Consider the following 22,436-nt stretch of genomic DNA (forward strand, 5'->3'; position numbering starts at 1 on the left):
GTTAGTATCGATGGCAAGTTACGGATCTCGTACGGAGGTTCGGGCGCGGGAGCGGAAGGGGGAGGTCCGTATGGCTCGGCGCTTCCACCTGTTCGTCTCCCGGTCCTCGTGGGTGACGGCTCTGCTGCTGCCCGTGCTGGTGCTGCTCGGGGGAGCGCTCGGGCTGTTCGCCGGTGAGGGGGGTGGGCTGGGAGCGGTCGTTGTCGCTCTTGCCGCCACCGTCGCCGTGGGTGCCGCGGCCCTGGCGGTCGCCGCACGGCTGGTTCGGCCCGTGCCGCCGCACCGAATACGCACCGCGATCCGGGATCGCGAGCAGCGCACGGCGTTCCTGCCGCAGCGCGATCCCGACGCTTCGGGCCGGTCGCGGCCCAGGGCACCCGGTCGTCTCGTCCCGACGGCCGCGTAGGGGCGCGCAGTACCTCACGCCTTCTGCTGACTGATCACTGTTGTCGCCCCTCGCGGGTCGTCACGCCGAAACGCATCTCTTTCGACGTTCGACGAGACCCTTCGGAGGGCCCGCGTGTCCGTTTTCACCCATCTTGTTGTTGAGCTGGGCCGGCTGCTGGAGCCGGCGCTGGCCGAGTCCGCGACCGCTGCCGCGATCGTGCTGTTCACCGTGCTCGTACGGCTGGCCCTGCACCCGCTGAGCCGGGCCGCGTTCCGCGGGGCGACGCCGGTGGCGGGGTGCCTGCCCGTGCTGCTGCAGCTGCCGGTGTTCTACCTGATGTACCGGGCCTTCTCCTCGGCGGACGAGCTGCTGGCGCACCGGCTGTTCGCCGCGCCGCTCGGGGCCCGGTGGACCGAGGCGCTGGGGGAGGGCGGTCTGTTCGGGGCGCAGGGGCTGGTGTTCCTCGGGCTGTTCACGGCGATCGGGGTGGTCGCCGCATGGAGTGCGGTACGGGGGCGCCGGGCTGCCGCGCTGGCGGCTGCCTCGCCCGCGGTGGCGTCGGCCGGCCGGGGCAAGGCCAAGGCCGGGGGCAAGGCCAAGGCCGGGGTCGCGGCAGGGGCCAAGGCCGGGGCTGGGGCGGTGGCCGAGCTGAGTGCCGAGCAGCAGGAGGTCATGCGCAAGATGGGCGGCGTACTGCCCCTGCTGTCCTTCGGGACGCTGATCACCGCCGCCGTGGTGCCGCTGGCCGCCGGGCTCTACCTGCTGACGACCACCGCGTGGTCGGTGGCGGAGCGCGCCTGGCTCCAGCGCCGGGCCGCCGGAGCCGCGCGTTCCAGTCTGTGAACAGGGTCTTGCGGATTGGTCGGGCATCTTGGAGGATCAACCAATCCTCCGATGGCCGCAACCCATCGGCCGGCCCTGGCACGCCCATGGGCCGACCAGCCACGACCACGGGAGAATGCCCATGAAGCTGCTGCGTGTCGGACCCGTCGGGTCGGAGCGCCCCGCGCTGCTCGACCAGGACGGCACCTTGCGTGACCTGTCCGGCCTGATCACGGATGTGGACGGGGCCCTCCTCGCCGACGACGCCGTCCTCTCCCGGGTACGGGACGCGGCGGAAGCGGGCGAGCTTCCGGTCCTGGACGCCGAGGGGCTGCGGATCGGCGCGCCGGTCGGCCGCATAGGCAAGATCGTGGGCATCGGGCTGAACTACTTCGGGCACGCGGCCGAGATCGGCGCGGAGCCGCCGGCCGAGCCGATCCTGTTCCTCAAGGCCGCGGACACCGTGGTCGGCCCGGACGACACCGTGCTGATCCCGCGCGGCAGCGTGAAGACCGACTGGGAGGCCGAGCTCGGCGTCGTCGTCGGCAGCACCGCCCGCTACCTGGGCTCCGCCGAGGAGGGCCTCGCGCACGTCGGCGGGTACCTGCTGGTCAACGACGTCTCGGAGCGCGAGTTCCAGATCGAGCGCGGAGGCACCTGGGACAAGGGCAAGAACTGCGAGACCTTCACCCCGCTCGGCCCCTGGCTGGTCACGGCCGACGAGGTCGAGGACCCGCAGGTCCTCGACGTGAAGCTGTGGGTCAACGGCGGGCTCAGGCAGGACGGCAACACGGCGGACCAGATCTTCCCGGTGGGCGAGGTCGTCCGGTACCTGAGCCAGTTCATGACCCTGTACCCCGGCGACGTCATCGTCACCGGTACCCCGGCCGGTGTGGCCATGGGCCAGCCGGAGCCGAAGCCGTACCTGCGGGCCGGTGACGTCGTGGAGCTGGAGATCGAGGGCCTGGGCCGCCAGCGCCAGGAGTTCAAGAGCGCCTAGCCGGATCATGCGCGAGGGCGGGTCTGCCGGTGGCAGACCCGCCCTCGCGTACGGTCCCGGTCGGTCCCGGTCGGTCTCCGGTCTCCGGCCCGGTCAGCCCTCGGCCGACGTACGGCGACGGCGGTTGCCGAGCACCAGCCCGGCGCCCGCGGCGAGCGCGGCGGCGCTGCCGCCCGCGATCCAGACGTTCTCGGAACCGGCGCCGGTGTTCGCGAGCGAGCCGGATCCGCCCGCCGGCGTCACGTTGGTGTTGCCGGTGGTCTGGGACGCGGTCTGCGTGGTCCCCGTACCGGTCCCCGTTCCCGTACCGGTGGACCCGTCCTTGCCCGTCTTGTGCGCCGCGTCCTCGGCGGCCTTGTCCTTGGCGCGCGCCTCGTGCTGGCCGGTCCTCAGGAACGCGGCGCGGTCCTCGGGCGTTCCCTTGATGGCGGCGAGGGCCGCCTTCTTCAGCTCCGGACCGGCGTCGTTCAGCATCGACCGGATCAGGACGCCGTTGTCCTCGTCGCGCAGCGCGTGCTGCGTGGTCTTCACGAACTCGCGCAGTACGGCGTTGGACGGGTGGCCGTCGAGGAGCGCGTTGATGGCGGCCGTCAGGCCGGGGCCGGCGCCGTTCAGCATGCGCGCGATCTCCACGCGGTCGTCGCCCGCGCGGACGTCGTGCTGGCCGGTCTCGACGAACTCGCGCACCTGCGCCGGAGTTCCCTCGCGCAGCAGCTTCACGACGGCGTCGTGAATGCCCTTGCCCGCGCCGTTCAGCATCCGGAAGAGCTCGACCTGGTCGTCCTCGTACCGGGCCTTGTGCTGCCCGACCGTCAGGAACTCCTTCAGGGCGGCGTGCGTTCCCGCCTTGAGCGCCTTCTGGGCCTCACGCTTCACGGCGACGCCGCCGGCGCTGTGGATCTGGCTGACCCGCACCTGGTCGTCGGTGTACTGCTCCTGCTGCCAGACGACCTCCAGGAAGTGCCGCATCTGCGCGGCCGTTCCCTTGAGCGCCTTCTCGGCGGCCTCGCGCACGCCCGGTCCGCTCGCCGGGTCGGCCAGGATCGCCTGGATCGCCGCCCGGTCCTTCGCGGCCTGATCCTCCGCCGGCTTCTCGTCCGTCGGGCCCTGCTGGTCCGTGGGGCCCCTGTCGGGGGCGGTCGGCGCGCTGGGCGCCGATGTGGACGGCGACGCGGCGTCAGCCGCGAAGGCGGGGGAGGAGAGCAGGACGGCCGGGGCTATCGCGGCGGCCGCCACGACCGAAGCGATCCGGGGCAGCTTCACAGGGTGAGTCCATTCTTCACATGTGTGATGATCGACAACCTGTGCAGGATAGATCGTTTGCCGGGTACGAAGTACCGGTTTTCGGGATGAAGCCGATCACAGCTCGACGACCACCCCGTCCCGGGACGACCTGAGGGCCGCCTCCAGCACGTCGAGGCAGCGCGCGGCCTCGTACGCCGTGACCGGGTTGGGCCCGCCCTCGCGCAGCGCGGCGGCCACCGCCGCGTAGTACGCCGGGTAGTCGCCCGGAGCCGTCGGAACCGGAGTGCCGCCTCCGGTCAACGGGGACTCGCCGGAGCCCAGTTGACCCCACAGGTGCTCGGGCTCCTCGCCCCACGGCGCGTCCGCCGCCGGTCGCAGCCCCTCGCGCAGGGCGCCCTCCTGCGGGTCGAGCCCGTACTTGACGTACCCGGCCCGGGAACCCAGGACCCGGAAGCGCGGCCCGAGCTGGGCAGTGGTGGCGCTGACGTAGAGGTGGGAGCGGATGCCGTTCGCATGCGTGATCGCGACGAAGGTGTCGTCATCGGTCTCGGCGCCCGGGCGGCGCACGTCGGCCTCCGCGTAGACCCGTACCGCCGGGCCGAACAGCACCAGCGCCTGGTCGACGACGTGGCTGCCCAGGTCGTACAGCAGCCCGCCGATCTCCTCCGGTGCGCCCGACTCCCGCCAGCCGCCCTTGAGCTGCGGGCGCCAGCGCTCGAAGCGGGACTCGAAGCGCTGGATCTCGCCGAGATCGCCGTCCGCGAGGAGGCGGCGCAGGGTGAGGAAGTCGTTGTCCCAGCGACGGTTCTGGAAGACGGACAGGAACGTGCCGGTCCGCTCGGCGAGTTCGGCGAGCTCGCGTGCCTCGGCGGCCGTGGCGGCGAGCGGCTTGTCCACGACGACCGGGATCCCGGCGGTGAGCGCGGCCTTCGCCAGCGGGACGTGGGTCTTGTTGGGGGAGGCGATCACCACGAGGCCGAGGGGGTCCGCGCCGCCGGCGCGCGCCCACAGCTCGTCGGGGGAGGCGACGATCTCGACACCGGGGAACTCGGCGCGGGCCTGGGCCTGCCGGCCGGGGTCGGAGGTGACGATCGTGTCGAGGACGAAGCCGTCGGTCGCCGCCACGAGCGGGGCGTGGAAGACGGAACCGGCCAGTCCGTAGCCGATGAGGCCGACGCGGAGCGGGGAGGCGGAGGCGGTGACGTTCATGGTGACCACTTTGGCAACAGTGTTGTCAAAGTGCAAGGAGGGTGGACAATGGGCGGGTGAACAGGGGCAATGGGGACGGCGGCCGCGGCGGGGTGAACCTGCCGGCGTTGCGCGGGCACAACGAGGCGCTGCTGCTGGATCTGTTGCGCGGAGCCGGCCCGGCGGGCCTGGGCCGCGCCGAACTGGCCGCCCGTACGGGGCTCACCCCGCAGGCCGTCAGCAAGATCACTGCGAGGCTGGGCGGGGAGGGGCTCGTCGAGGAGGCAGGCCGCGCCGCGTCCACCGGCGGCAAGCCGCGCACCCTGCTCCGGCTGGTGCCGCAGGCGCGGCACGCGCTGGGAGTGCACGTGGACCGCGACGAGCTCCGGGCGGTACGGGTGGATCTGGCGGGGTCGGTCGTCGCCGAGAGCGGCGGCTCGCTGGACCTCGGGGCCGGTCCGGACGCGGTGGTGGAGGCGGTCGTGGGCACGCTCGCGCGGCTCCGCGACCCGGCCGGGCCGCCGCTCCTGGGCGCCGGGGTGGCCGCGCCGGGCCCGCTGGACCACCGGGCCGGGGTGATGGGGCGGGTGACGGGGTTCCCGCAGTGGGAGGGTTTCCCGCTGCGGGAGGTGCTCGCGGGGCGGCTGGGGCTGCCGGTGGTCCTGGACAAGGACACCAACGCCGGGGCCGCGGGTGCGGGTGTGGGTGTGGGTGCGGGTGCGGGTGCGGGTGCGGGTGCGAGTGCTGGGGTGGGAGCGGGTGGGGCCGTCGGCCGCGAGGCCCGGACCGTCGTGTACCTGCACGTCGGCACCGGGCTCGGCGCGGGGCTGCGGCTGGGCGGCGAGGTCTACCGGGGCGCGCGGTCGGGGGCGGGGGAGTTCGGGCACCAGGTGCTCTGGCTGGACGGGCCGCCGTGCCGGTGCGGGGCGCGCGGCTGCGCGGAGGTGCTGTGCCTGGCCGCCGTGGAGCGCGGGGACCTGCCCGGTGCGGCGCGGATCCTGGGCGAGGGCGCCGCGAACCTGGTCGCGCTGCTGGACGTGGACCGCGTGCTGCTGGGCGGCCGGGTGGTGGCCGCCGCGCCGGAGGTCTTCGTGGAGGGGGTCCGGGCGGTCCTCGTGGCCCGCGCGCTGGCCCCAGAGCCGCCGGTGGTCGCGCTGGCCGGGGCCGGTGTGGCCGAAGGTGCGGCGGAACTCGTCCTCGCCCCCTTCTTCGGGCGGGCGGGGTGAGCACTTCGGCACCGTTGCCTGTGGCCCGGGGCCGTGTCGGGGGCCGTGCCCCTGCCCGGGGCGTGCCCGTACCCGTGCCGGGGGCTGTGCCCCTGCCCGGGGCCGGCCCCGCGTCCAGGCCCGGCCCCTGACCGTGCCCGTGCCTGTGCCCCCTGCCCATACCCGTGTCCGGGGCCGTGCCCCTGCCCGCGCCCGCGCCCGCGCCCGCGCCCGCGCCGGCACCGGCAGCGGCACCGGCAGCGGCACCGGTCGGTTTCGGTCCGGAGCGGATGCTCGTGGTCGTGGCCCGCTGACTGCCGGTGCGGCTGAGGGACCTGGGGCTCCGCCCCGGACCCCGCGCCTCGCACTCCCGCGGCTACCGCGGCTACCGCTGGGAAGTGTTCCAGGGCGGGTCTTGACCGGCGCCGGGCGGCGCAGGATGCGACCGGGCCGATCCGTGTTCGGCGGGCGGGGCCGGACGGGCCTCGCAGGGGCGCCCGACCGGTCCGGCGGGGTCGCTTCGCTTCCCGGCCGGGGCGGCGGCCGTGCTCCGGCTTGACCTCGTGCGCCGTTCGGGCGTAAACCGGAACGACTCGGGCGCGGTGCGCGGCGACGGTCCGCGTGCGCGTGGCAGGGTGCGGGCAGGGCCGGGGTGATTGTCACCTGGTCCGACCATCGTCCCGTCCGGCGAGCAGCGAAGGTCTTCCATGCGACTGCGCAAAGCCCTTGCCCTCACCGCCGTACTCTCCGCCGCCCTGCTCGCCGCCGCCGCACCCACCGCCGGAGCGGACATCGGCACCGGCGGCGGGGCCCGCCCCGCCCCCGCGCTGCCCTCGCGCGCGAAGGCCACCTGCGGTGACGGGAAGAGCACCGCGTTCCCCATCGGGGCCCGGATCCGCGGCGGCCCGGCCGTGTACCGCACCGGCGGCGGGCCGCAGACCTGGTACCTGGACCTGACCAACACCACCCACTCCGTGTGCACGGCCATCCACCCCGTCGTCGTGTTCACCGACAAGGCCCGCGCCCTGCGCCCCGCCCACCTGCGGATGGAGTTCGACGCCCCGGGCGGCACCCTCCCCGTCAGCCTGGAGCGGTCCGACCGCGACGAGATCATCGCCGTCTTCGACGGCGGCGACGCCTTCCCCGGCTTCACCGTCGCCGCGGGCGGGTCGCTGACCGTCAAGGTCGGCCTGGCCTTCGCGCCCGATGCCCCCACCGGTGAGGTCGTCGCCGACGCCGCGCTCGTCCAGCGCAAGGGCGACGACGGCGACTGGATCGGCGAGGCCGGTGGCTACCGGTTCTCCGTGGAAGGCCCGCAGGACCCCGTCGAGGCCGGGTCCCTCGCGCACACGGGACCCCGCGACCGCGCGGTCGGGGCCGCGGCCGGCGCCGTGGCCGCCCTCGCCGTGGGTGGCGGACTGGTGATCGGGGCCCGGCGGCTGCGCGTCCCCGCCCGCTGATCTCCGTACGTCGCCGGCCGCCGCGGCTCCTCAACGGCGCCGGCGCCGTCGTCGTCCCGGCGCGCACGATTCTCGTCACGGCGTCCGCGAGCCGAGCGCCACGATGATGCCCTGCCGCCGGACCGGATGACCCTGCCGGTCCGGATCCCCACCGCCCCGCCCCCGCCCCCGCCCCCGTCCCCCGTCACTGTCACCGCCCACCGCCACCGACCGCGGTCCGCTCCTCAGCGGATCGCCGTCGCCGTGGTCCCGGCCGCTCCTCGCCAACGGCGGCGTCCAGATGAACTCCGCAGGGTCCAAGTCCCCGCCCGGCCCGGGCATCTGGATCCCGGCCGAGGACGGCGGCGGGGCCCCAACCTCCGCCCTCCCATAGCGGCCGGCCTCGTGGACGAGGCACCGCACACCGAGAGCGGCAGGAGCTCCGGGACAGTGGGCGCGGCACCCTCGTCATCGCCAACGACGTTGGCATCCCGGCCGGTTCGGTGCGCGGGATCCGCTTCCGCCACAGCGGCGGCGACAACGGGTACCGGACCCGCGGCGGTCCGGGCCGTGGACGCCCGGAGCGTCCCCGGCCCGGCCCCGATAGGGTGGTACAGACCACGAGATCAGAGGTCAGAGGCCGGCGGCCACGGGCCGCCGAGAGCGGAGAACAGTCCAGTGGCAGAGCGCAAGCCGATCGAATCCTGGCTCACCGACATGGACGGTGTCCTCATCCACGAGGGCATCCCGATCCCCGGCGCCGATGCCTTCATCAAGCGGCTGCGCGAGTCCGGCAAGCCCTTCCTGGTGCTGACCAACAACTCCATCTACACGCCCCGCGACCTGCAGGCCCGCCTGGCCCGCATGGGCCTCGACGTCCCCGTCGAGAACATCTGGACCTCCGCGCTGGCCACCGCGAAGTTCCTCGACGACCAGCGCCCCGGCGGCACCGCGTACGTCATCGGCGAGGCCGGTCTGACCACCGCCCTGCACGACATCGGCTACATCCTGACCGACCACGAGCCGGATTACGTGGTCCTGGGCGAGACCCGGACGTACAGCTTCGAGGCCATGACGAAGGCGGTGCGCCTGATCAACGCGGGCGCCCGCTTCATCTGCACCAACCCCGACGAGACCGGCCCCTCCGCCGAGGGCCCGCTGCCGGCCACCGGCGCGGTCGCCGCGCTGATCACCAAGGCGACCGGCAAGAAGCCGTACTTCGCCGGCAAGCCCAACCCGCTGATGATGCGCACCGGTCTCAACGCCATCGGCGCGCACTCGGAGACCAGCGCGATGATCGGCGACCGGATGGACACCGACGTGCTGGCCGGCCTGGAGGCGGGCATGCAGACCTTCCTCGTCCTCACCGGCCTGACCAGCGTGGCGGACACCGAGAAGTTCCCGTACCGGCCCACCAAGACGGTCGACTCGATCGCCGACCTGGTGGACCTCGTCTAGGACTGCCCAGGACCCGACCGGCCGGAGTGCTTGACGCGTACGGCTGACACGTACGGCGCCGCTCCGGATGCGGAGCGGCGCGCCGCGCGTGAATCTCCTTGTTGAGGAGGTTCACCATGCGCAGTGTTCAGATCGCTCTCCGTGCCGCCGGGGTGGCCGTCGCCCTGACGGCGTTCTCCGCGGTGACCGCGCCCACCGCCCTCGCGGGCGAGGAGGACCACGGTGACCGCGGTGACCGCGGCAGTGTCTCGGTCGATCCGAACCCGGCCGCCCCGGGATCGCAGGTCAAGCTGCGCGTCCACGGCTGCGACGGCACCAGGGGCTCGGCCAAGTCCGCCGTCTTCACGTCGGACGTCGAGCTGTACGGCCGTGACGGCGGCCGCAGCCCGCTCTACGGCGAGGCGGTGATCAGCCACCACGCCTCGCCCGGCTGGCACTCCGTCAGGGTGAGCTGTGGCGGCCACGACAAGGTGAGCGGTTCGATCCAGATCGAGCACCGCGAGCCGTCGCACCACGCCTCGCCGGTCTGGCCGGTCCACGCGGGCGGCGGCGGCATGTCCGCCGAACTCGCGGAGACGTCCCGGCTGGCCGCGGCGGCGAAGAAGGACCACGAGAGTGACGGGCCGGGGATGCCCCATACGGTGATCGGCGCCATCCTGGCCGCCGCCGCCACCTTGGCCGTCGCCGGCCGGGCGCTGACCCTGCGCCGCCGTCGCAGTGGCGGCTGAGCGAGTGACGGCCGAGCGAGTGGCAGGCGAACGAGCGGCGGCCGGGCGAGTGGCGACCGGGCGAGTGGCAGGCGAGCGCGCGGCGGCCCGGCGAGGCGCGGATGAGTGAGGGCAAGGCCTCCGGTGGAGGCCGGCTGCTGACCTTCGCCGCCTGGTCGGTGCTGGTGCTGGGCCTGTGGCTGTGGGGCCGCCAGATCACCGGGGTCCCGGCCCCGCTCGCCGGCCAGGCCGGCGGGGTGGTCGGCCCGGGGCTGCCCGCCGCGCACGCACCCCTGGCCGCCGTCGCACCCCAGCGCGTCGACGTGCCCTCCATAGGCATCCAGGCCCCGGTGATATCCCGGGGCCTGGACGCGGACGGGGCGATCGAGCCGCCCCCGTACGACAGCCCGGGCACGGTGGGCTGGTGGGGCAACGGCGTCCGGCCGGGGGCGGCCGGGGCCGCGCTGATGGTGGGGCACGTGGACACGAAGTCCAAGCCGGCGGTGTTCTACGGCCTGAGCTCGGCGCAGCCGGGCGACAAGGTGCGGGTGGTGCGGGCGGACGGTTCGGTCGCCGAGTTCACCATCGAGGACGTACGGGTCTACGAGCGCGCGGGCTTCGACCCGCACAAGGCGTACGGCCAGCGGGTCAAGGGCCGGGCCGAGCTGCGGCTGGTGACCTGCGGGGGCTCCTACGACAAGGCGGCCAAGGAGTACACGGCGAACGTGGTGGTCTCGGCCTACCTGACCGGATCGGGAGTCAGACCGGGTACGGCGGCGTAGCCGGCGGGGCGCCTCCGTACGGGCGAAAGCGAAGCGGGAAACGGAAGCGGAAGCCGAAACGGAAGCGGAAGCGGAAGCCGAAACGGGAACGGGAACGGGAACGGAGCGTGAGCGAAGCAGGACCGAAGCGGGAACGAAGAAGCCCCTCGCAGCTTTCGCTGCGAGGGGCTTCTTCCGTCTGTGCGCCGCCAGGGACTCGAACCCCGGACCCGCTGATTAAGAGTCAGCTGCTCTAACCAACTGAGCTAGCGGCGCCTGCTGACAGGGAAAACTCTACCCCACCTCTGCGGGTGCTCGTGACCAGCCACGCCCGCCTTGTCCGATTAACCCATGTTTGGCGGGTTTATCGTGCACGATATGTCTGCGCCGTACCGCATCTGATGCCCCGCCAGACGCGGTCCCGGCTGACCAGTGGACGAGCAGGGGAGTGGACGGAACCGCATGACGATGCAGCCTCCGACGCATGTGCCGATGCCGATGCCCGTTTTCCAGGAGTACGAGCCCGCCGGTGACTGTGCGTGCCGGGGCTGCGCCCAGCGCCGCCGCACCCTCGCCCGCGCGCGGGCCATACCGCTACGGGACGGGGGCCACCCCGCCGCCCGCGGTGCCCGCCGGGCGCTGGTCCTGGCGACGGCCGCCGGAGTGGTCCTGGGCGGTGGCGGCGGAGCGGCGGTGGCGGTTACCGCCCCGGCCCCCGGGCCGACGGCTCTGGACGACCCAGGCTCCCCGCAGGGTGGCCCCGCCCCGCTGCACGGGCCGAAGGGCGGGCCGGTCGGCAAGCCGGGTGCGCCGTCCGGCGTGAAGCGGATCGACCGGACGACGATCATCAACCGGGCGAAGCTGTGGCTGGACGCGAAGGTCCCGTACAGCATGTCCGAGTACTGGACGGACGGATACCGGCAGGACTGCTCGGGCTTCGTCTCCATGGCCTGGAACCTCGGCTCGAACGAGTGGACCGGCAGCCTCGACAAGTTCGCCACCAAGATCGCCAAGAGTGACCTGCTGCCCGGAGACATGCTGCTCTTCCACAATCCGGCGGACCCCAACAACGGCTCGCACGTCGTCATCTTCGGAGGCTGGGCCGACGACACGCGCACGAGCTACTTCGCCTACGAGCAGACGCGGCCCGCGACGCGGAAGCTGGCGACGCCCTACGGCTACTGGGCCAACGCGACGAAGTACCTCCCCTACCGCTTCAACGGGGTCACGGGCGGGATCCTGCCGGAGAACCCGGTAGCGGACCCGAAGCCCGGGGACTCGACGGTGTTCCCGGGCGCGGCCACCTTCGGCCCGGGCGCGACCAACGACCACGTGGCCCAGCTGGGCCGGATGCTGATCGAGCGCGGCGCGTACCGCTTCTACCCGAAGGGGGCCAGCCGCAGCTGGACCGAGGCCGACTGGCTGGCCACCCAGGCCTTCCAGCGTGCGCAGGGCTGGACGGGCGCCGACGCGGACGGCATCCCCGGTGCGCAGACCTGGCGCCTGCTGGTCGAGCACCAGGGCAAGGACATCCCGCCGACGGTGGGCGCCGCACCGGGGCCGGGAGGCGTACGGGCCTACCCGGGGGCGTGGGCGTTCCGCCCGGGCGCGTCGCACGCGGCCGTCACGGCCCTCGGGCGCCAGCTGGTGAAGAAGGGCTTCGGCAAGTACTACACATCCGGTCCGGGGCCCCGCTGGGGCGAGGCGGACCGCCGCAACGTCGAGGCGTTCCAGCGCGCGCAGGGCTGGCGCGGGGCCTCGGCCAACGGCTACCCGGGCCCGGAAACCTGGCGCCGGCTGTTCGCATGACGGAGGCAAACATGTACCCCACGCGCACCACCTCGACCACGGGCACCCTCCGAGTACCACCGGCGGCCGCCCCGGCCGCCTCGGTCTCCCCCGTCGCCCCTGCCGCGCCCGCGGAACCGGCGTTCGGGCCCGGGCGGCAGGCCCCGGCCCCGGCCCCGGTGCGGGGCGTCGCCGCGCCCCGCGATCCGGCCGGGCCGAGTGCCCCGCCGGTGCTGGTGGGCGCCGCCGTCGCGGCGCAGCCGGAACCGGTGGCCGCGGCCGAGACCTCGACGGGCTGGGCCTTCGTGCCGGCGGTCCGGACGGTGGAGGAGGCCGTGACGCCGCTGCCGCAGGCGCTCGACGTGCCGGCCGCCCGTGCCCAGGCCGAGCCCGAACCGGTCCACCCGGACCTGGACATCCCGCACCCGCAGGACGAGGCGGCCCACGCCGGGGTGGCGACCCTGCGCCTGCGGATCGCCGACGCCGGGGCCGCCGTGGCGCATCCGCGGGAGGCCGGACCGGAGCCGGACCCCGCGGAGCCCGGGCCCGCAGAGCCGTCGGCCGTCGTCGGACCCGGACCCGGACCCGGACCCGGACTTGGACCTGGCCCCGGCCCCGGTCCCAGACCCGGTCCCAGACCCGGTCCCGGACCCGAGCCCGAGCCCGAGCACGGGTCCGACGCCGAACCCGGGCCCGACCCCGAACCCGGACCGGAGCACCCGGCCGTGCGCTCCGGGGTGCCCGGCCCCGGTGTGGCCGAGATCGTCGCCCAGGCCGTGGCGCGCGGCCTGGAGAAGCCGGCGAGGGACGACACGGGGGACGTCCCCCGCTCCGGGCGGCGCCGCGGTACGGCGGTCACCGAGGTGCCGGTGCACCTGGCGGCCTTCCGCGGGGAGCCGCACCGCATGCCCGCCTCCGCGCGGGGCGCCGGGCCCACGGCGGGCGCCCGGCCCGCCGCCCCCCGCCCCCGTCCCGCCCCCGGCCGCCGGGTCCCCCGGGGTGACGACCGGCTCCGGGAGCACCGTGGCCCGGTGCTCCCGGGCTGGATCGGTGTGGGTGTCGGCGGCCTCGCCCTCGCCGGCTGCGCGACCGTGCTCTGGCGGGCCGGGGTCGTCCCCCCGGTGATCGTGGCCGCGTTCGGGGGGACCCCGCGCGCCTACGAGGGCCTGCGCGCCACCCACTGGCCCCCGCTCGCCTTCCTCGGCATCGTCGCGCTGCTCGCCCTCGGTGGCCTCGGCCGCATCCGCACCGGCCACGCCTGGGTGCTCACCCTCTTCGGCCGCTACCGGGGCACCGTCCGCCGCACCGGCCTGACCTGGGTCAGCCCCCTCCTCCTGCGCCGCCGGGTCGACGTACGGCTGCGTCACTGGCGCAGCGACCCCATGCCCGCCGTGGATTCCGGCGGCCTCGCCCTCCAGGTGGTCGTCCAGGTCGTCTGGCAGGTCAAGGACACGGCCAGGGCCACCCTCGCCGTCGAGGACCACGTGGAGTACCTGGCCGAACAGGTCGAATCCGCCATGGCCCGTGTGCTGTCGCAGCTGCCCGCCGACGCCTTCCACGACGACGCCCCGACGCTGCGCGACGCCGAGGCCGTCGGCGACGCGCTGACCCGGATGCTGGCGGCGGAGACCGAGGCCGTCGGGATCGAGGTCTTCTCGGCCCAGCCGACCCGGATCGAGTACGCGGCCGAGGTCGCCGAGGCCATGCGCCGCCGCCGGGTCGCGGCGATCGACGCCAAGCACCGGGACACGGTGCTGACGTCGGTCGTGGACGCCGTCGACGACACCGTCCACCGGCTGACCTCGCGCGGGCTCGTCGAGCTCGACGACTACGAACGCAAGGCGCTGGTGAAGGACCTCACGGTCGCCTTCTACACGGGCCGCTCGGAGTAGGACCGCGGGGGACACGGGAACGGGTGGCCGGTACGGACCGGGCCACCCGTTCTTCCGTTGGTATGGACATGGCCAACTCTCGTCAATAATCTGGGACTTGGTCTAGACCTGAAGAATCCCCACGCGTGCGCACGCTCTCGCCGAACTCCCCCCACGTTCAAGGAGCATCATGCGTAACCTCCGCATGCCCGGACGGGCCGGCGCCGCCGCGCTCGGCCTCGGCCTCGTCGCCGGAATCACCCTCCTCGGCGCCCCCAGCGCCAGCGGTCACGGCTACACCGACACCCCCATCAGCCGCCAGAAGCTCTGCGCCAACAAGACCGTCCAGAACTGCGGCGCCATCCAGTGGGAGCCGCAGAGCGTCGAGGGCCTCAAGGGATTCCCGGCCGCCGGCCCCGCCGACGGCAGGATATGTTCCGCCGGCCTGCCGCAGTTCGCGGAGCTCGACGACCCCCGCGGCGGCGCCTGGCCCACCACCAGGGTGACCAGCGGGCAGAGTTACGGCTTCCGCTGGCAGTTCACCGCCAACCACTCCACCACCGACTTCAAGTACTACGTCACCAAGAACGGCTGGGACGGCACCAGGGCCCTCACCCGTGCCGACCTCGAACCGCAGCCCTTCCTCACCGTCGCCTACAACGGCGCCCGGCCCGCCATGACCACCGTCCACCAGGGCGCCATGCCGAGCGGCCGGACCGGCCGTCACATGATCCTGGCCGTCTGGACGGTCAACGACACGGCCAACGCCTTCTACGCCTGCTCCGACGTTCAGTTCTGACGTAACGTCAGCTAACCTCCGGCGGCATGCGGACGACGACTGCACCGGAGACCGTCGCGGAACTCATCGCGCGCCAATGGGGCGACCACCGGCCAGGGCTGAAGCACGAGGACGGCGTCCTCACCCACCACCGGACCGCCCAGGAGGCGGCCGCGCGCGCCGCGCTCCTCGTCGACCTCATGCCTCCGGGGGCCGAACCGCACCTCGGGCTGCTGGTGGACAACACCCCCGAGTTCCCGTTCTGGCTCAGTGCGGCGGCCCTCGCGGGGGCCGCCGTCGCCGGGATCAACCCCACCCGGCGCGGCCCCGAGCTGGCGCGCGACATCCTCCACACCGACTGCCGGATCCTGGTCACCGAGCGCGCCCACCTCCCGCTGCTGCGCGGCCTCGACCTGCCGGGCGTGCGGCTCCTGGTGACCGGCACCGAGGAGTACGCGGCCCTGCTCGCCCCGTACGCGGCCGCCAAGCCGGGCGAGGCGACGCTCGCCGCCCCCGGCCCGGCCTCCCGGCTGCTCCTCTACTTCACCTCCGGCTCCACCGGCGCCCCCAAGGCCGCCATCTGCACGCAGGGACGGCTGGCGGCCGCCGGGTCCGCACTGGCCCGCCGGTTCGCGGTCGCACCCGAGGACGTCCACTACGTCTGCATGCCGCTGTTCCATGGCAACGCCGTCATCGCCGACTGGCTCCCGGCGCTCGCGGGCGGGGCCGCGGTGGCGCTGCGCCGGCGCTTCTCGGCCTCCGCGTTCCTGGACGACGTACGCGCCTACGGGGCGACGTACTTCACCTACGTCGGGCGGGCCGTCCAGTACCTGCTGGCCACCCCGCCCCGCCCCGACGACCGCGAGCACACCCTGCGGCTCGGCTTCGGCACCGAGGCCGGGGCGGTGGACGCGGCGCGCTTCGCCGAGCGCTTCGGCGTCCGGCTGGTGGAGGGCTACGGCGCCACCGAGGGCGGCGCGTCGGTGCAGCAGACCCCGGACACCCCGCCGGGCGCCCTGGGCCGGGCCGGGGACGGGGACGACCTGGCGGTGATCGACCCGGAGACGGGCGGGGAGTGCCCGGCGGCGGTGCTGGACGGGGACGGCCGCCTGCTGAACGGCTCCGTGGCCATCGGGGAACTGGTCAACCGGGGCCGCAGCCTGTTCGAGGGGTACTGGCGCAATCCCGACGCGGAGGCCGACCGTACGCGGGACGGCTGGTACTGGACGGGGGACCTCTTCTTCCGCGACGCCGACGGATTCCTCTACTTCGCGGGCCGCACGGACGACCGCCTCCGCGTCGACAGCGAGAACCTCGCCGCCGCGGTGATCGAGAACATCCTGGCCCGCTGGTCCGACGCCGTGGCGGTCGCGGTGTACGCGGTCCCCGACGAGGTCGCGGGTGACCAGGTCATGGCGGCGCTGTCCCTCCGGGAGGGCGCGGTCTTCGATCCGGACGCCTTCGCCGCGTTCCTGGCCGCGCAGCCGGACCTGGGCACGAAGATGTCGCCGCGCTACGTGCGCCTGGTCGCGGCCATGCCCGTCACGGCGACGAACAAGATCCACCGGGTCGCGCTGCGCCGCGCCGGCTTCCTCCCCCAGCCGCCTCCCCCGGACTCCGGCCGGGGGGACCTCCGGGGAGGCGCCCCCGGCCCCGACCAGGTCTGGTACCGGTCCCCGGCCGGCGGCTACCGCCCCCTGTCCCGGGCCGACCTCGCCACGCTCCTGGCGGTGTACGAAACCCAGGGCCGCCTCGGCCTGCTCGACCGCCGGTAGGCACCCCCGCGGCGGATGGTTTTGAGCACCCCTGAGGACCAGGTAGTATTTTCTCTGTCAGCAGGCGCCGCTAGCTCAGTTGGTTAGAGCAGCTGACTCTTAATCAGCGGGTCCGGGGTTCGAGTCCCTGGCGGCGCACCTGTCCTTCGGGCGGTTTCCGGTTCACCGGGAACCGCCCGAAGTGTTTTCCGGACGTGCGATCGACGCGCCGCGGGGACTCCGGCAGCGCCCGGGGCGCCGGGAGCGCTACAGCGTGAGCGACAGCAGCAGCGGTGCGGCCTTCCGGTTCAGCACCTCCGCCGCGGCCCGCAGCCGGTGCGCGTGTTCGACCGGCATCGACAGGGCCAGGCATCCCACCGAGGCCCCGGCGGTGATCGGGACGGCCGCGCAGACCGTGCCCACGGCGTACTCCTGCAGGTCCAGGACGGGCACGGTGGCCGGCTGGGCGTCCAGCTTGGAGAACAGGATCCGCTCGTTCACGATCGTCTTCGACGTCAGCCGCGCGATCTTGTGGCGGGACAGGTGGTCGCGCCGCCCGTTCAGGTCGAGCTGCGTCAGCAGGCACTTGCCGACCGCGCTGGCGTGCGCGGCGGAGCGGAAATCGACCCATTCATGCACTTTCGGGGTGCGCGGGCTGTCCGCGAACTGCGTGATCCTGACCTCGCCGTCCACGTACCGGCTGATGTAGACGGCCGCGCCGACCGAGTCCCGCAGCCGGTCCAGCGTCTCCTGGAGCTTGTCCGTGAGGGCCTGCTGCCGGTCGACGCCGGAGCCGAGCAGGACCAGGGAATCCCCTATCGCATAGGCGCCGTCGGACACCTGCAGTACGTATCCCTCCCGGCGCAGCATGAGCAGCATCGGGGCGAGATGGACTGCGGGCAGGCCGGTCTCACGCGCGATCTGCACGTCGGTCACACCGCCGGTGTGCCGTGCGATCGTTTCGAGTACGCGCAGTGCGTACTGCACCGAGTGGAACGGCGCGGTCGGCTCGGGCTTCAGCGCCACGGTTTCCCCCTACCAGGTTGTTACCGCTTGCCCTACCACGATAGCCACCAAGAAGGCCGTCCGGAGGGCCAGTTGGGGAGATTGATGGCTCGATCATGTCTCCCTGTCAGGGCCTATGTCGATGGCATATGCCATGGTCAAGGGCGTTACGCCAGTGTGCCGGGAATGCCGGACGCAGGCCCGTGGTTCGCATTCCTCGTACGGCGCCGAACGGGTGTCGAACGGGTGTCGTACGGACACGGAAGCGGGACGGGAGCGACGATGAGTGACGTCGGGGACGCCAGGGGCGCCGGCCAGGACGCCGGCCGGCAGGACGGCCGCGACGGGATCCGCGGCACCGCGCGGGGCCGGGCGCCCGTACCGCTCTCGGTCCTGGACCTCGTCACCGTGGGCGCCGGCAGTACCGCCCACGCCTCGCTGCGCACCAGCGTGGACATCGCCCGGCTCGCCGAGTCCCGCGGCTACCACCGCCACTGGGTCGCCGAGCACCACTCGATGCCCGGCGTCGCCAGTTCCTCCCCGGCCGTGATCCTGGCCCACCTCGCCGCGCACACCTCCCGCATCCGGCTCGGCTCGGGCGGGGTCATGCTGCCCAACCACGCCCCGCTGGCCGTCGCCGAGCAGTTCGGCACCCTGGAGGCGCTCGCCCCCGGGCGGATCGACCTCGGGCTCGGCCGGGCTCCCGGCACCGACGGCCGCACGGCCACCGCGCTGCGCGGGCCCGGGCGCCTCGACGAGGCCGCGGAGGAGTTCCCCCGGCAGCTCGCGGAGCTCACCCGGTTCCTCGACGACGACTTCCCCGACGGGCACCCGTACGCCCGCGTGCACGCCGTACCGGGTCCGGTGCAGGGACCCGCCGGGCGGCCGCCGCTGTGGCTGCTCGGCTCCTCCGGCTTCAGTGCCCGCCTCGCCGGAGAACTGGGCCTGCCCTTCGCCTACGCCCACCACTTCTCGGCGGCCGGCACCCTGCCCGCGCTCGACCTCTACCGGCAGAGCTTCAGGCCCTCGGCCGTCCTGGACGCCCCGTACGCCGTCATCGGCGTCTCCGCTCTCGCCGCCGACACCGAGGCGCAGGCGCGGGCCCAGGTGCTCACCGGCGCGCTGTCGATGCTGCGGCTGCGCAGCGGGCGGCCCGGGCTGGTCCCGACGCCCGAAGAAGCGGCGGCGTACCCCTTCTCCCCGCTGGAGCGGGAGTTCGTGGACGGCTGGCTCGCGAACATCGTCCACGGAACCGCCGACGAGGTCCGCTCCGGGCTCGACGAACTGGCCGGGCGGACGGGCGCGGACGAGCTGATGCTGACCGCCAACGCCCACAGTGGAGCGGCCCGGTTGCACTCCTACGGGCTCGTCGCGGATGCGTACGGGATGCCCGAGGCGGGCTCGGCCCGGGCCTGAGCGCATACGAACGGGGTGTGGCTGGTTCCTTGCCGAAACCTTGCCGGAGCGTGTCCTAAGGGACCCTTAAACCGCTCGTCACTCGGGGTGGCGGGCGGTTTTTGATGTGCGTTCAGGTCTCTGACGAGGGCATTTGGCCGTTCAGTGGTCTAGTCCTTCTTTGGTCCAAACCATTGACTGGGGCGTGCGGTGATCGCTATCTCTTCTCTCACCCGAAGCCGACGCTCTCCCCTCCCACCCCCCGGAGGCAGTTCATGCACATTCGTAAACCTCTCATCGCGGCCGCCGCCACGGCCGCGCTGGCAGCCGCAACGCTCGCCTCCTTCACCGGACTCGGTACCGCCCAGGCCGCCGACGCCGCCGCCTCCGCCGCCGTGAGTGCCGGCGGCGTGAAGATCGCGTACTACGACCAGTGGAGCGTGTACGGGAACGCCTTCTATCCCAAGCACCTCGACACGCGCGGCATAGCGGGCAAGCTGGACGTCATCAATTACTCGTTCGGCAACATCCACCCCACCGACCTCACCTGTTTCGAGGCGAACAAGGCGGCGGGCGACGACAACAACCCGAACGCCGGTGACGGCGCGGGCGACTCCTACGCCGACTACCAGAAGTCCTTCAGCGCGGCCGACAGCGTCAGTGGCGCCGCCGACACCTGGAACCAGCCGATCGTCGGCGTCTTCAACCAGTTCAAGCAGCTGAAGGCCAAGTACCCGCACCTGAAGATCAACATCTCCCTGGGCGGCTGGACGTACTCGAAGTACTTCCACAACGCGGCGCTCACCGACGCCAGCCGCAAGAAGTTCGTCTCCTCCTGCATCGACCAGTACATCAAGGGCGACCTGCCGGTCGAGGGCGGCTACGGCGGCGCGGGCACGGCGGCGGGGATCTTCGACGGCATCGACATCGACTGGGAGTACCCCGGCTCCTCCGGCGGCCACCTGGGCAACAACTACGGCCCCGAGGACAAGGCCAACTACACGCTCCTGCTGAAGGAGTTCCGTACCCAGCTCGACGCCTACGGCGCGGCCAACGGCGGCAAGAAGTACCTGCTGACCGCGGCCCTCCCGGCCGGCCAGGACAAGATCAAGTACATCGAGACCGACAAGATCGGCTCGTACCTCGACTACGCCAACATCATGACGTACGACATGCACGGCGCCTGGGACGGCGACGGGCCGGCCTACCACCAGTCGCCGCTCCAGCCCTCCGCGGCCGACCCCACCGACCCGATCGCGCCGGGCACCGAGAAGTACAGCATCGACAACGCGATCGACTCCTGGATCGACGGCAACCCGGCCTACGGCATCGCGGGCGGCTTCCCCGCCAACAAGCTGACCCTTGGCTACGAGTTCTACTACCGCGGCTGGAAGGGCGTTCCGGCGGGCACCACCAACGGCCTCGCCCAGCCCGCCACCGGCGCCTCCGGCGCCCGGCCCACCAGCCAGCAGGCCGGCATCGCGCTGTACAAGGAACTCGGCGGGATCGTCGACAACCCGGCGACGACCTTCTGGGACGACCAGGCCAAGGCCTCGTACTTCTACAAGGACGGCGAGTTCTTCACCGGCCTGAACCAGCGGTCCGTCCAGGCCCGCGTCGACTACGGCAAGCAGCGCGGCCTGGCCGGCGCGATGATGTACTCCCTGCTCGGCCTGGACGCCAACACCACGCTGCTGAACCAGATCTCGGACGCCCTCGGCGGCAGCACGCAGCCGCCGGTCACGCCCACTCCCACTCCCACGCCCACGTCGACTCCGACGGCGACCCCGACCGCCACGCCGACGACCACCCCGCCGAGCGGCTGCGGTTCGACCCCGGCGTACGTCGCGGGCACCGTCTACACCGCGGGCAACGAGGTCTCCCACAACGGGCGCAAGTACAAGGCCCAGTGGTGGACGCAGAACGAGACGCCGGGCACCACCGGTGAATGGGGTGTCTGGAAGGACCTCGGCGCCTGCTGATCCCCCCACCCCGCGCCGAGCGACGCCCTGCCCCGCACCCTCAGACCAAGGGTGCGGGGCGGAGGTGTGTCACATGGTTGCCGGATTCCCGACATCGGTACGTGTCGACGTCGCTACTCTCGGCCACTAGCTCGTTCTCCGCTTGGGGGTGCCGTCTCATGGTCCAGGCCCGTGACATCGATCCCACTCGCCGCTGGACTACTACAGCTATGAGTTGCGCCGGCTGAGGGAGGAGGCGGGCCTGAAGCAGGCGGAACTGGGCGCGATCATCTTCTGCACGGGCTCCCTGATCGGCATGATCGAGAACGGTCGGCGGGTACCGACCCGGGACTTCTCGGAACGGGTGGACGCGGCACTGGGCACGGACGGGCACTTCTCCCGCCTGGTGGGCCTGGTCCTGCGGAGCGTCCTGCCGACGTGGTTCCAGGCGTATGCGGAGATGGAGGCCCGGGCGACGTACATCTCCACCTATCAGTCGCAGGTGGTGTACGGACTCCTCCAGACGGAGGCGTACGCGCGGGCGGTGCTGACGACCGGATTGCCCGAACGGCTGGATGAGTTGGTCGCAGCTCGAATGGAACGTCATCGCATCCTGCACCGCGAGAAGTCGCCGATGGTCTGGGTGGTGCTCGACGAGGGGGTGCTGCGCCGGCCGATAGGCGGTCGTCAGGTGATGCGGGCGCAACTCGCCCACTTGCTGAGCTTTCATGACCACCGGTGGGTCCAGATCCAGGTGCTGCCGTGCGCGGCCGGTGAACACGCTGGCCTGATCGGGTCGTTCAACGGATTGCGCTTCGCCAATGATCCGGACATCGTCTACACGGAAGACCTCATCTCGGGCCACATGACGGCCAACCCCGACACAGTCAGGGAAGCCGCCCTTCGTTACGCTCACTTGCAGGCCGCCGCACTGTCTGTAGAGGACTCGGCGGTGTTGATCGCGCAGGTAATGGAGGAGCGTTATGGGGAGCAGCCAGGACCTGACCGGCATGCTGTGGCGTAAGTCCAGCTACAGCGGCAACACCGGCGGCGATTGCGTCGAGGTGGCCGCCCAGCCCTGCCTCGTCGCCGTCCGCGACTCCAAGAACCCCGACGGGCCGGTCTTCACGGTGGCGCCCGAGGCGTTCGGCGCGTTCGTCCGGAGCCTGTGACCGTACGCCGGAGCGGCAGCCCCCTCGGCGGGGGCTGCCGCACCGGGGTCAGACCTGGTACTGGCCGACCGTGAGGAAGTGCCGCAGCTCCTCCGGCGTGCCGTTCAGCGCCTTCTCGGCCGCCGCGCGCAGCGCGTCGCTGATGCCGGGGCGGGCCAGGATCCGGACGACGGACACGCGGTCGTCCTCGGCCTGGGCGAGGCGCAGGCCGGTCTTCAGGAAGGCGGTCCGGTCGGCCGGGGTGCCGTTCAGGGCCGCGTTGGCTTCGCGGATGACGGCCTTGCCGGTGGACGGGTTGGCGAACAGGACTTTGAGGATGGTGACCTTGTTGTCCTCGTCCTGGGCCTTCGCGAGGCCGGTGGTCAGGAAGGCCACGCGGTCCTCGGGGGTGCCGTTCAGGGCTGCGTTGGCTTCGCGGATGACGGCCTTGCCGGTGGACGGGTTGGCGAACAGGACTTTGAGGATGGTGACCTTGTTGTCCTCGTCCTGGGCCTTCGCG

20 protein-coding genes and 2 tRNA genes are annotated in these 22,436 nt (G+C 72.9%); 17 read left to right on the top strand and 5 right to left on the bottom strand.

Features of this window, described 5'->3' with window-relative positions; genetic code table 11:
- Nucleotides 1–70: 70 nt before the first annotated feature.
- The 3 genes from ACFCZ1_RS31600 to ACFCZ1_RS31610 all read left to right on the top strand — a co-directional run bounded on the left by ACFCZ1_RS31600 (nucleotide 71) and on the right by ACFCZ1_RS31610 (nucleotide 2,210).
- On the top strand, nucleotides 71–406 hold the full coding sequence (locus ACFCZ1_RS31600; RefSeq protein ID WP_376681704.1) for a DUF6412 domain-containing protein: 336 nt from the start codon (nucleotides 71–73) through the stop codon (nucleotides 404–406).
- 114 nt (nucleotides 407–520) lie between these two features.
- Complete coding sequence (locus tag ACFCZ1_RS31605; protein WP_376681705.1) at nucleotides 521–1,231, top strand: YidC/Oxa1 family membrane protein insertase; 711 nt, start codon at nucleotides 521–523, stop codon at nucleotides 1,229–1,231.
- A 121-nt stretch (nucleotides 1,232–1,352) separates the two neighbouring features.
- Nucleotides 1,353–2,210 carry a fumarylacetoacetate hydrolase family protein gene (locus ACFCZ1_RS31610; protein ID WP_376681706.1) on the top strand — a complete coding sequence of 286 codons (858 nt, stop codon included), beginning with the start codon at nucleotides 1,353–1,355 and terminating at the stop codon, nucleotides 2,208–2,210.
- A 93-nt stretch (nucleotides 2,211–2,303) separates the two neighbouring features.
- Here the strand turns inward: ACFCZ1_RS31610 and ACFCZ1_RS31615 are convergent, their stop codons facing one another.
- Together ACFCZ1_RS31615 and ACFCZ1_RS31620 are read right to left on the bottom strand one after the other, a co-directional pair.
- Nucleotides 2,304–3,473, bottom strand: a complete 1,170-nt coding sequence (locus tag ACFCZ1_RS31615; protein ID WP_376681707.1) for an ALF repeat-containing protein — start codon at nucleotides 3,471–3,473, stop codon at nucleotides 2,304–2,306.
- Between the two features lie 96 nt (nucleotides 3,474–3,569).
- On the bottom strand, nucleotides 3,570–4,664 hold the full coding sequence (locus ACFCZ1_RS31620) for a Gfo/Idh/MocA family oxidoreductase (RefSeq protein ID WP_376681708.1): 1,095 nt from the start codon (nucleotides 4,662–4,664) through the stop codon (nucleotides 3,570–3,572).
- Nucleotides 4,665–4,720: 56 nt separating this feature from the next.
- On the opposite strand from ACFCZ1_RS31620, the gene ACFCZ1_RS31625 reads away from it, so the two are divergent.
- The 5 genes from ACFCZ1_RS31625 (at nucleotide 4,721) to ACFCZ1_RS31645 (ending at nucleotide 10,234) form a co-directional block, all read left to right on the top strand.
- On the top strand, nucleotides 4,721–5,869 hold the full coding sequence (locus tag ACFCZ1_RS31625; RefSeq protein WP_376681709.1) for an ROK family protein: 1,149 nt from the start codon (nucleotides 4,721–4,723) through the stop codon (nucleotides 5,867–5,869).
- 686 nt (nucleotides 5,870–6,555) lie between these two features.
- On the top strand, nucleotides 6,556–7,308 hold the full coding sequence (locus tag ACFCZ1_RS31630) for a hypothetical protein (RefSeq protein ID WP_376681710.1): 753 nt from the start codon (nucleotides 6,556–6,558) through the stop codon (nucleotides 7,306–7,308).
- 657 nt (nucleotides 7,309–7,965) lie between these two features.
- Nucleotides 7,966–8,745, top strand: coding sequence for an HAD-IIA family hydrolase (locus ACFCZ1_RS31635; RefSeq protein WP_376681711.1), 780 nt, complete (start codon nucleotides 7,966–7,968; stop codon nucleotides 8,743–8,745).
- A gap of 116 nt (nucleotides 8,746–8,861) precedes the next feature.
- Nucleotides 8,862–9,473 (top strand): hypothetical protein, encoded by a 612-nt coding sequence (locus ACFCZ1_RS31640; protein ID WP_376681712.1) that lies wholly within the window; start codon nucleotides 8,862–8,864, stop codon nucleotides 9,471–9,473.
- Nucleotides 9,474–9,574: 101 nt separating this feature from the next.
- Nucleotides 9,575–10,234, top strand: a complete 660-nt coding sequence (locus tag ACFCZ1_RS31645; protein WP_376681713.1) for a class F sortase — start codon at nucleotides 9,575–9,577, stop codon at nucleotides 10,232–10,234.
- Between the two features lie 181 nt (nucleotides 10,235–10,415).
- Here ACFCZ1_RS31645 and ACFCZ1_RS31650 read toward each other — a convergent pair.
- Nucleotides 10,416–10,489, bottom strand: a tRNA-Lys gene (locus tag ACFCZ1_RS31650).
- A 216-nt stretch (nucleotides 10,490–10,705) separates the two neighbouring features.
- Here ACFCZ1_RS31650 and ACFCZ1_RS31655 point away from each other — a divergent pair.
- The 5 genes from ACFCZ1_RS31655 (at nucleotide 10,706) to ACFCZ1_RS31675 (ending at nucleotide 16,563) form a co-directional block, all read left to right on the top strand.
- Nucleotides 10,706–12,022: a peptidoglycan-binding protein gene (locus ACFCZ1_RS31655; protein WP_376681714.1), complete on the top strand. Its 1,317-nt coding sequence runs from the start codon at nucleotides 10,706–10,708 to the stop codon at nucleotides 12,020–12,022.
- Nucleotides 12,023–12,033: 11 nt separating this feature from the next.
- Nucleotides 12,034–13,893 carry an SPFH domain-containing protein gene (locus tag ACFCZ1_RS31660; protein ID WP_376681715.1) on the top strand — a complete coding sequence of 620 codons (1,860 nt, stop codon included), beginning with the start codon at nucleotides 12,034–12,036 and terminating at the stop codon, nucleotides 13,891–13,893.
- A 184-nt stretch (nucleotides 13,894–14,077) separates the two neighbouring features.
- The gene (locus tag ACFCZ1_RS31665) at nucleotides 14,078–14,671 is read left to right on the top strand and encodes a lytic polysaccharide monooxygenase (protein WP_376681747.1); all 594 of its coding nucleotides are present in this window, start codon (nucleotides 14,078–14,080) and stop codon (nucleotides 14,669–14,671) included.
- 26 nt (nucleotides 14,672–14,697) lie between these two features.
- Complete coding sequence (locus tag ACFCZ1_RS31670) at nucleotides 14,698–16,425, top strand: AMP-binding protein (protein WP_376681716.1); 1,728 nt, start codon at nucleotides 14,698–14,700, stop codon at nucleotides 16,423–16,425.
- A gap of 64 nt (nucleotides 16,426–16,489) precedes the next feature.
- Nucleotides 16,490–16,563 (top strand) — tRNA-Lys (locus tag ACFCZ1_RS31675).
- Nucleotides 16,564–16,671: 108 nt separating this feature from the next.
- Here the strand turns inward: ACFCZ1_RS31675 and ACFCZ1_RS31680 are convergent.
- Nucleotides 16,672–17,430, bottom strand: coding sequence for an IclR family transcriptional regulator C-terminal domain-containing protein (locus ACFCZ1_RS31680; RefSeq protein WP_362391974.1), 759 nt, complete (start codon nucleotides 17,428–17,430; stop codon nucleotides 16,672–16,674).
- A 261-nt stretch (nucleotides 17,431–17,691) separates the two neighbouring features.
- Here ACFCZ1_RS31680 and ACFCZ1_RS31685 point away from each other — a divergent pair, with 261 nt between their 5' ends.
- From ACFCZ1_RS31685 to ACFCZ1_RS31700, 4 genes are all read left to right on the top strand, one after another.
- Nucleotides 17,692–18,825, top strand: coding sequence for an LLM class flavin-dependent oxidoreductase (locus tag ACFCZ1_RS31685; protein ID WP_376681717.1), 1,134 nt, complete (start codon nucleotides 17,692–17,694; stop codon nucleotides 18,823–18,825).
- A 254-nt stretch (nucleotides 18,826–19,079) separates the two neighbouring features.
- Entirely contained in the window at nucleotides 19,080–20,786 is a 1,707-nt protein-coding gene (locus ACFCZ1_RS31690; RefSeq protein WP_376681718.1) for a glycosyl hydrolase family 18 protein, read from the top strand.
- Nucleotides 20,787–21,000: 214 nt separating this feature from the next.
- The gene (locus ACFCZ1_RS31695) at nucleotides 21,001–21,789 is read left to right on the top strand and encodes a helix-turn-helix transcriptional regulator (protein WP_376681719.1); all 789 of its coding nucleotides are present in this window, start codon (nucleotides 21,001–21,003) and stop codon (nucleotides 21,787–21,789) included.
- Nucleotides 21,749–21,937, top strand: a complete 189-nt coding sequence (locus tag ACFCZ1_RS31700; protein WP_376681720.1) for a DUF397 domain-containing protein — start codon at nucleotides 21,749–21,751, stop codon at nucleotides 21,935–21,937. The genes ACFCZ1_RS31695 and ACFCZ1_RS31700 overlap by 41 nt, the downstream gene beginning before the upstream one ends.
- Before the next feature lie 48 nt (nucleotides 21,938–21,985).
- Here the strand turns inward: ACFCZ1_RS31700 and ACFCZ1_RS31705 are convergent.
- A partial coding sequence (locus ACFCZ1_RS31705) for an ALF repeat-containing protein (RefSeq protein ID WP_376681721.1) occupies nucleotides 21,986–22,436 on the bottom strand: 451 nt, incomplete at its 5' end.

Origin of the sequence: Streptomyces sp. NPDC056224 (genome assembly GCF_042267665.1) — a bacterium.
Taxonomy (GTDB): domain Bacteria; phylum Actinomycetota; class Actinomycetes; order Streptomycetales; family Streptomycetaceae; genus Streptomyces.

What these genes read in the sequence shown, in the direction of transcription:
- ACFCZ1_RS31600 (WP_376681704.1), top strand. Translation starts at nt 71, where the DNA reads ATGGCTCGGCGCTTCCACCTGTTCGTCTCCCGGTCCTCGTGGGTGACG.
- ACFCZ1_RS31610 (WP_376681706.1), top strand. Translation starts at nt 1,353, where the DNA reads ATGAAGCTGCTGCGTGTCGGACCCGTCGGGTCGGAGCGCCCCGCGCTG.
- ACFCZ1_RS31620 (WP_376681708.1), bottom strand. Translation starts at nt 4,664, where the DNA reads ATGAACGTCACCGCCTCCGCCTCCCCGCTCCGCGTCGGCCTCATCGGC.
- ACFCZ1_RS31630 (WP_376681710.1), top strand. Translation starts at nt 6,556, where the DNA reads ATGCGACTGCGCAAAGCCCTTGCCCTCACCGCCGTACTCTCCGCCGCC.
- ACFCZ1_RS31640 (WP_376681712.1), top strand. Translation starts at nt 8,862, where the DNA reads ATGCGCAGTGTTCAGATCGCTCTCCGTGCCGCCGGGGTGGCCGTCGCC.
- ACFCZ1_RS31645 (WP_376681713.1), top strand. Translation starts at nt 9,575, where the DNA reads ATGAGTGAGGGCAAGGCCTCCGGTGGAGGCCGGCTGCTGACCTTCGCC.
- ACFCZ1_RS31655 (WP_376681714.1), top strand. Translation starts at nt 10,706, where the DNA reads ATGCCGATGCCCGTTTTCCAGGAGTACGAGCCCGCCGGTGACTGTGCG.
- ACFCZ1_RS31660 (WP_376681715.1), top strand. Translation starts at nt 12,034, where the DNA reads ATGTACCCCACGCGCACCACCTCGACCACGGGCACCCTCCGAGTACCA.
- ACFCZ1_RS31665 (WP_376681747.1), top strand. Translation starts at nt 14,078, where the DNA reads ATGCCCGGACGGGCCGGCGCCGCCGCGCTCGGCCTCGGCCTCGTCGCC.
- ACFCZ1_RS31670 (WP_376681716.1), top strand. Translation starts at nt 14,698, where the DNA reads ATGCGGACGACGACTGCACCGGAGACCGTCGCGGAACTCATCGCGCGC.
- ACFCZ1_RS31685 (WP_376681717.1), top strand. Translation starts at nt 17,692, where the DNA reads ATGAGTGACGTCGGGGACGCCAGGGGCGCCGGCCAGGACGCCGGCCGG.
- ACFCZ1_RS31690 (WP_376681718.1), top strand. Translation starts at nt 19,080, where the DNA reads ATGCACATTCGTAAACCTCTCATCGCGGCCGCCGCCACGGCCGCGCTG.
- ACFCZ1_RS31700 (WP_376681720.1), top strand. Translation starts at nt 21,749, where the DNA reads ATGGGGAGCAGCCAGGACCTGACCGGCATGCTGTGGCGTAAGTCCAGC.